Genomic DNA, 4,709 nt, shown 5'->3' with positions numbered 1-4,709 from the left:
GTTTCGACTGGGTGGGCGTTGTGGGTGTGGGTGCCGCGCTGGATCTGTTGTTGGGGTTGGCTCGCGCGGTTGCCGACGGGGACCGGGCAGACCGGGCCGTACTCGTCAGCTAGTTCCTCGGCGATGACCCGGATGCGGGTGATCGCGAGGTGCAGGGCGAGGGTGGCGCCGGTGGCGGCGAAGTTGGCGAGAGCCTCGCCGGCGGGCATCGCGGTGGAGCGGGCCTGGGTGCGGGTGAGGACGACCGACTGGACGACCTCGGGGACGGTCAGTTCGGTGCCGAGGGCGGCCGCGGCTGCCGCGTAGGCGGGGACGCCGGGGGTGATGTCCCAGGGAACGCCGTGCGCGTCGAGGCGGCGGGTCTGTTCGGTGAGGGCCGAATACAGGGACGGGTCGCCCGAGCACAGGCGGGCCACGTCCTGGCCCGCCTGGTGGGCGCGGACGAGGTGGTCGGTGCTCTGGTCCAGGTCGAGGCGCTGGGTGTCGATCAGTTCGGTGTCCGGCGCGCAGTGGGCGAGGACCTCGGGGTCGAGGTAGGTGCCCGCGTAGAGGCAGACCGGGCTCTCGCGCAGCAGGTTCACCGCGCGCACCGTGAGCAGGTCGGCCGCGCCGGGGCCGGCCCCGATGAAATGAACAGCCATGGGACGCGAGTCTACGGCCGCGACTGCGACCGCCTGATGCCGTGCGCCGCGGCAGGCATCGATCCCAGCTTTCCCCGGATCGAGCCCTGTGCCGGGTCCGCGTCGGCGGAGGACCGGACTTCGGCCACCGCGCGCCTCGGACCGAGCCGCTGACCATCGGCGGTCAGCTGAGCGCTTCCTCGATCGTTGTCGCCGTCACGAACTGCAGGGCCCACCGATCCAGCTCCGCCAGCGTCGCCGCCCGCACCCGCACGGTCACCGACTCGGACACAGCACCGAACTTGAGGCCCAGCTGCTGAAGCAACATGTCACCCTTGCCGCAAACCTCACCCGCAGATTTGCCGCGGGCCTCGCCGCGGGCCTCGCCACGGGCTTCCAATATTTCAGCAGTAGTCACGATGGCCTCCCTTACCTGCGGTTCCAGCCGGTCCAGCAGCGGTTCGAACTTCTCCGGCTCAACGTCACTGACACGACCAATGTACGTCACGACCGCCTGCAAATCATCGAGACCGTTCGGGCCACCGAACATGACCGAGACGTCATCGACCAGCGAAAACAGTCGCTCTACGACATCGGCGCGGCTTGCCACCTGCAACGCGTACAACATCACCAACACCGCCGGTGTCAACGGCCGCTTCCGCAACTCGACCAGATCGACGGCACTGACATCGTCGACGACATACCGAAGTCGCGGTACCAGCTCCCCCAGCGACTCCCGCACCCTCGGTGACATCGCGAACAGCTGCGACAGCTCCGTCGCCGCCCGCCATCGCCGCCCTTTCGGATGCGCATGCACGACCAGCGGAACGATGACCGGCAACACCTCGGTGCCCGGATGGTCACCGACATATCGCGTCCAGATATTGACCATGTACTCGGCCAACCGCAACGCCATCAACTTGTCCGGGCGACTCTGGTGCTCGATCAGACAGTAGACGAACGCCGGCTGCCCCTCGACCTCCACCGAGAACAACAGATCGCCATACCGCGACCGCAGATGCGCCGAGACGTACCCCGAAGGCAACAGCGTTAATGTCGACCAGTCCGCCTGCGCGACAAACGCTTCCGGCAACTGCGACCGCAGTTCGGAAGCAGCGTTCTCCGGACGACCGAGGATCCGACGGCATAGCGCGTCGTGCGGACCACCCCCTTGATCAGTCATAGGCACACCGAATGAATACCAGACGGGTGGGACAACTATTGCGGGCCAGTCGATCCGAGCCGCGTCCGAGATCACCCAGCCGACTCGGCAGCGACGCGCCTTCTCTACTGGTCATCGCCGGTTGCCTCTACTGGTCATCGCCGGTTGCCGACCGCGAGAACCGGCGTGGGCGGGTGCCGCGGCGAGGAGCAGGCGAGTAGGTTCTGACTCATCGGCGAAGACCGGCACGACGACAGGGGACCGCGGTGCGGAATTCGAACACGACGATCGGCACGAGGCACGCACGCGCCGCCGCCGCGGTGGGCATCGCGGGCGCCGCGCTCTTCGCCACCGGCTGCTCGACGGGCGACAAGGTGGACGGCACCGCCACCGCCGCGCTGGACTCCTTCGTGCCGACCGCCGACAACCAGGATCCGGCCCGCGAGATCCCCGGCATCGTGATCACCGAGTTCCCGCCCGGCCTGCACGTGACCAGCACCCAGCGGGTCGCCTACCCCACGATCCCGCCGCTGGGCGGACCGCACGACAGCAGGTGGGCGGCCTGCGACGGCGTCGTGTACGACAAGGGCGTCCGCACCGAGAACATGGTGCACTCGCTGGAACACGGCGCGGTATGGATCGCCTACAACCCGGACAAGGTGAACGCCGAGGATCGCGCCGCGCTCGCCGCGCGGGTCAAGGACAGGCCCTACACCGTGATGTCACCGATTCCCGGCATGGACCACCCGATCTCCCTGCAATCGTGGGGCCATCAACTGAAACTCGACAGCGCCGACGACCCCCGGATCGACCAGTTCATCGTCGCCCTGCGCGAAAACCCCTACACCACACCGGAACCCGGCGCCACCTGCTCGGCACCGCTGTTCGATCGCACCAACCCACCGCCGTTCGACCCCACCGGCCCCGGCCCCGGCGCCGTGGATCCGAACAGCGACGGGGCCGCGATACCCGACTTTCCTACGCCGTCACCTGGAAGTGGGCGATGATCTTGGTCGGCCGAACCCGCACGACGAGCTCACCCGCCACGCCGTTGCGCTTGCCGAACTCCTCGGCCTTGTCCGGCCCCATGTAGCGACCGGCGATCTCGGTCGCCGTCCGGACGAGCTCGTCGAGATCCTCGGACAGCGTCACCGTCCCCTGCACCTCCACCAGCGCGTACGGCGGCTCCTCGAGATCGACACACAGGGCGACCCGGGGATCCCGCGCGAACGCCCGCCCCTTGGCGGTGTTCTTGCCGGTATTGAAGACCAGCTCGTCCCCTTCGACGATGAACCAGACCGGGGTGACCAGCGGACGACCGTCGGCACCGGTGAAGGCCACCTTGCCCGTTCGTGTTCCGTGGGAGAGGAATTCGCGCACCTGAGGATCAGCGAGTGAGGCCATGGGTTCAGCGTAGGCGGGCCACCACCCGATCACCCGGTACGACTCAGATCGCGCCCTGCTCGCGCGCGGTCGCGACGGCCGAGGTTCGCGACTTCACCCCGAGCTTGGCGTAGATGTGGACCAGGTGGGATTTCACCGTCGTCTCGCTGAGGAACAGTTGTTTGGCGATCTCGCGATTCGACAGGCCCGCGGCGACCAGGCGCAGTACCTCGACCTCGCGGGGGCTGAGGGTGGTGTCGGCGCGGCGGACGCGGGTCATCAGGCGGGAGGCCACGGTCGGCGAGAGGACGCTCTCGCCTGCCGCGGCGGCGCGGACGGCGGCGAGGAGCTCGGTGGGCGGGGTGTCCTTGAGGAGGTAGCCGACGGCGCCCGCTTCGATGGCGCCGAGGATGTCGGCGTCGGTGTCGTAGTTGGTGACCACCAGGACGTTGGGCGGGGCGGGCAGGGCCCGCAGGCCCGCGGTGGCGGAGGCGCCGGAGCGGCCGTCGCCGAAGCGCAGGTCCATCAGCACCAGATCGACGGGGTTGGCGGCGCAGAAGGCAACGGCCGCATCGGCATCGGCGACATCGCCGACGACGGTGATGTCATCGGCCGCCTCGAGCAGGGCGCGCAGACCGGCGCGGACGATGGCGTGGTCGTCGGCGAGCAGCAGCCGGATCACGAGACCGCTCCCAGCGGGAAGGACACGGTGACGGCGGTGTGGCCCGGCTCGGATTCGATCGTCATCGCACCACCTTGCTGTTCGACGCGGCTGCGCATGGCGGCCAGGCCGAACGCACCGGATCGCGGCCCGCGCAGGACGTCCGGCGCGATACCGATGCCATCGTCGACGATGTCGAGGTGCACGTCGGTGTCGTCGTAGGTGAGGGTGACCCGCATCCGCGCGGCCGCCGCGTGCTGGACGACATTGGCGACCGCGCTCTGCGCGATCCGCACCAGCGCCGCCTCTACCGGCATCGGCAACCGCTCCGGCTCGCCCTCGACGAGCAGCTGGGTGTCCAGCGTCGGCGATTGCGCGCGCTCGCAGATTCGTTCCAGCGCCTCGGCCAGCGACTGCCCATCCAGCGCGGCCGGTGACAATTCGTCGATGAGCCTGCGGGTCTCGGCCAGATCCTCGGCGGCGGTCTCGCGGGCGAGCCGAATGCGTTCCAGCGCTGGATGATCCGGTGCGGCCTGCTCGGCGGCGTGCAGCAGGAGCTGGATACTGCTGAGCCCCTGGGCGACGGTGTCGTGGATTTCCTTGGCCAGCCGCTCCCGTTCGGCGAGTTTGCCCGCGGTGCGTTCCTGGGCGGCGAGAACCGCTCTGGTGTCGATCAATTCGTTGATCAACCGCTCCCGCTCCACCGCTTCGCGATACAGCGCCTGGTAACCGAGTCCGATACCGATGGCGACCAGCGCGCCGAGCACCGGACCGACCACGGCCCCGGCCGACCAGCCACGGTGCGCCGCGAATCCGACGACCCCGACGGCCGTGGCCAGCACCACCGCGACCAGATTCCACGGTCGCGGCAGCAGAGACAGGT

The 4,709-nt window shown here is 68.9% G+C and carries 6 protein-coding genes; 1 reads left to right on the top strand and 5 read right to left on the bottom strand.

Going from position 1 to position 4,709, the window contains the following annotated elements:
* Both ACFWPJ_RS25095 and ACFWPJ_RS25090 read right to left on the bottom strand, forming a co-directional pair.
* Positions 1–641 (bottom strand): cobalt-precorrin-4/precorrin-4 C(11)-methyltransferase (locus ACFWPJ_RS25095; protein ID WP_378854840.1); only part of this gene is annotated, 641 nt, incomplete at its 3' end.
* Positions 642–804: 163 nt separating this feature from the next.
* Positions 805–1,803, bottom strand: a complete 999-nt coding sequence (locus ACFWPJ_RS25090) for an Rpn family recombination-promoting nuclease/putative transposase (protein WP_378854839.1) — start codon at positions 1,801–1,803, stop codon at positions 805–807.
* A 245-nt stretch (positions 1,804–2,048) separates the two neighbouring features.
* Here ACFWPJ_RS25090 and ACFWPJ_RS25085 point away from each other — a divergent pair, with 245 nt between their 5' ends.
* Positions 2,049–2,789: a DUF3105 domain-containing protein gene (locus tag ACFWPJ_RS25085; protein ID WP_378854838.1), complete on the top strand. Its 741-nt coding sequence runs from the start codon at positions 2,049–2,051 to the stop codon at positions 2,787–2,789.
* Here the strand turns inward: ACFWPJ_RS25085 and ACFWPJ_RS25080 are convergent.
* The 3 genes from ACFWPJ_RS25080 to ACFWPJ_RS25070 all read right to left on the bottom strand — a co-directional run.
* Positions 2,761–3,186: a PPOX class F420-dependent oxidoreductase gene (locus tag ACFWPJ_RS25080; RefSeq protein ID WP_378854837.1), complete on the bottom strand. Its 426-nt coding sequence runs from the start codon at positions 3,184–3,186 to the stop codon at positions 2,761–2,763. The genes ACFWPJ_RS25085 and ACFWPJ_RS25080 overlap by 29 nt on opposite strands.
* A 43-nt stretch (positions 3,187–3,229) precedes the next feature.
* The gene (locus ACFWPJ_RS25075; RefSeq protein ID WP_378854836.1) at positions 3,230–3,847 is read right to left on the bottom strand and encodes a LuxR C-terminal-related transcriptional regulator; all 618 of its coding nucleotides are present in this window, start codon (positions 3,845–3,847) and stop codon (positions 3,230–3,232) included.
* The coding region (locus ACFWPJ_RS25070; protein ID WP_378854835.1) for a sensor histidine kinase at positions 3,844–4,709 on the bottom strand (866 nt) is incomplete at its 5' end. The genes ACFWPJ_RS25075 and ACFWPJ_RS25070, both read right to left, overlap by 4 nt.

Source organism: Nocardia sp. NPDC058497 (assembly GCF_042720195.1).
Classification (GTDB): domain Bacteria; phylum Actinomycetota; class Actinomycetes; order Mycobacteriales; family Mycobacteriaceae; genus Nocardia.
The sequence above is the reverse complement of the archived record's forward strand: the minus strand, read 5'-3'. Positions and strand labels throughout refer to the sequence as shown.